Raw genomic sequence first — 240 nt, forward strand, 5'->3', positions numbered from 1 at the left:
AGGGTAAAGATGAACATGATGCAAAAGGCGCTACCCAGGAAGATAGGATCGAAAATAACTTAAAAATGCCGCAGAGGGGGAGAAGCAGCCTGGCGCGGGATAACAACACCGCGGACCAAGGGCGTTTTTCCGTAGAGGGTATTTATACCAAAACCATCCATGCCCTGCGTTTCCAGCAGGGGAACCTGGTGGATCACCCGGTTTATAATGAAGCAAAGGCCAAACACCACCTCCAGCCAT

At 50.8% G+C, this 240-nt stretch carries 1 protein-coding gene; it reads left to right on the top strand.

The features are described 5' to 3' along the window. On the top strand, window positions 1–240 hold a 240-nt coding region (locus KVT36_RS32100), incomplete at both ends, for a hypothetical protein (protein WP_217607497.1).

Source organism: Chitinophaga sp. GbtcB8 (assembly GCF_019091455.1).
Classification (GTDB): Bacteria; Bacteroidota; Bacteroidia; order Chitinophagales; family Chitinophagaceae; genus Chitinophaga.